Annotated in this window: 1 protein-coding gene and 1 pseudogene; one reads left to right on the forward strand and one right to left on the reverse strand. The window is 77.5% G+C overall.

The annotated features are described in order from the left end of the window. Positions 1–497: pseudogene (locus BI06_RS51285) on the reverse strand (hypothetical protein); the annotation flags it as partial. A 661-nt stretch (positions 498–1,158) separates the two neighbouring features. Here BI06_RS51285 and BI06_RS51290 point away from each other — a divergent pair. Continuing rightward, positions 1,159–2,105 (forward strand): AfsR/SARP family transcriptional regulator (locus tag BI06_RS51290; RefSeq protein ID WP_199523357.1); only part of this gene is annotated, 947 nt, incomplete at its 3' end.

Here is a 2,105-nt window from a genome sequence, read left to right on the forward strand (position 1 = left end):
GGGGACACCGCGGGCATCGCGGGCATCGCGGGCACACCCGGCATCGCGGGCACGCCGGGCACCGCCCCGCCGACCGTGCCGAGGCCCGCGCCGGAGCTGGTCCGCATCCCGCCGCGGACCGCCGGGCCCACCGCCTCGGCGGCGGCCGGGGCCGCGCCCGGACGCTCGGCCACCGTCGCGGAGAGCCGCAGCACGAAGTTCCGCTCGGTCGGGTCGCCGTTCGGCCAGTCGCAGTCCTTGCTGCGCAGGATCCGGCTGCGCAGGCCGCCGGAGGTCTGCCACGGGTACGGCAGCACCCGGACGTTGGGCCGCCAGCCCACGCCCGGGACGCAGTGCTGCAGCTCCAGCTCCCACTCCTCGGCCTGCACGTCCAGCGAGGCCCCGGGCCTCCCCTCCAGCACGAACGTGCCGTACGGGGTGCGCACCACCGCGCGCTGCTCGTAGTAGGCGTCCTTGTCGAGCACGGTGATCCGCAGCGGCCCGTTCATTCGCAGCATGGTGGCCCTTCCCGGCGGTCGAAACTCTCGGAACCGCGACGGCCCCGCACTCTGATCGACGGGGCACCCGGAGGCCCGGGTTCACCTCCCGACGACAGATGAACCCCGGGTGGACGTCCGTCCGTTGAACTCGGGAGACGGGTCGTCCGGATTTCGCCCCGGGGCCCCGCGGCCGGTCCGGGGGCCCCGCTCGGGCGTTCCCGTTCGGGCAGCCCGGCAGGCGCGATCGCGCACACCTGCCGAACCGCCGGGCACGCGCTCCGCCCTGACGGTCCGCGCCACTGGGATCCCGCTCCCGGGCCGAAGGTCCCGGCCGCCGCCGCCGGACCCTCGCGCAGCGCCGCCCGCGCCCGCCGCCGCGGCACCCGACCCGCCCGGCGGCCCCTTCGTCAGCACGCGGACGACAGTGCCTCACCGGCGGCGCGACGGCGGACCCCGGCGGCGCGACGGGCGGACACACCGTCCGCCGCCGACCGGGGGACGCCCCCGCGCGCGCCCGCGGGGACCACGAACCGGCTGCCGTCAACCCCCCGGTCGGACAGATACCCACCATTCCCGAAATCGCACACCGAACGTCACAAGACGAACCTCCAGCGTGGCTAGACTGCGCCCCGCACAGGGATGGAAACCCTCGTCCACCCGCTCTCACCAGGGAGGATCCGTGTTCGTTCGGCTGCTGGGCCCGGTGGAACTGCGGACCGCCGACGGCCGGTCCGTCGAGCCCGCCGCCGCCAAGCGGCGCGCCACGCTGGCCCTGCTGGCGCTCGAACTCGGCCGCACCGTCCCGGTCGGACGCTTCTTCGAACTGCTCTGGGGTGACGCGCCGCCGGCCCGGGCCCGGGCCGCGCTGCAGGGCCACATCGCCGCGCTGCGCAAGCTGATCGCCGGTTCGGGCCTCGTCCTGTCTACCCGTCCGCCGGGCTACCGGCTGGACGGGCCGGCGGACGCGGTGGACTCGCTGCTGTTCGAGCGGCTGGTCGCCGACGCCGCCGACCGGAGCGCCCCGGACGGCGACGAGGCGGCGGCCGGGCTGCTGCGCCGGGCGCTCTCCCTGTGGCAGGGGCCCGCCGCGCTCGCCGACCTGCCCGAGACCGACCTGCGGGACGCGCTCGCCGACCGGCTGCGGAAGGACCGCACTCTCGCGCTGGAGGCCTGGGCCGACCGGCTGCTCCGGCTCGGGCTGGGCGCGGACGCCGTGCCCGAGCTGGACCGCGCCGCCGAGGCCGACCCGTGGAACGAGGCGCTGGCCGCGCGGCTGGTGCTCTGTCTGCAGCAGTCCGGTCGCTCGTGGGACGCCCTGAACGCCTATCACCGCACCCGCCGCCGTCTCGCCGCGGACCTCGGCGTCGGGCCGGGCAGCGCGCTGCGGTCGGCGGTGTCGGGGGTGCTGTCCGAGGACCCGGCGCGACGCCCGGCGACGACAACGACTCCCGGGCCGGTCCGCATCCTCGGCCGGCCCCGCCCCGGCACCGCACCGGCGACCACCCGCCCGGCCGCTGTCGCCCCGACAACCGCCGCCCGGCCCACCACCGCCCCGGTCGTCCGGCCGCCGACGGCGGTGCCGTTCGCGAGCTGCAAGTCGACCCCCCGCCCCTCCGGCGGCGGACG

Origin of the sequence: Kitasatospora sp. MBT66, assembly GCF_000710405.2 — a bacterium.
GTDB classification, from domain to species: Bacteria; Actinomycetota; Actinomycetes; order Streptomycetales; family Streptomycetaceae; genus Kitasatospora; species Kitasatospora purpeofusca.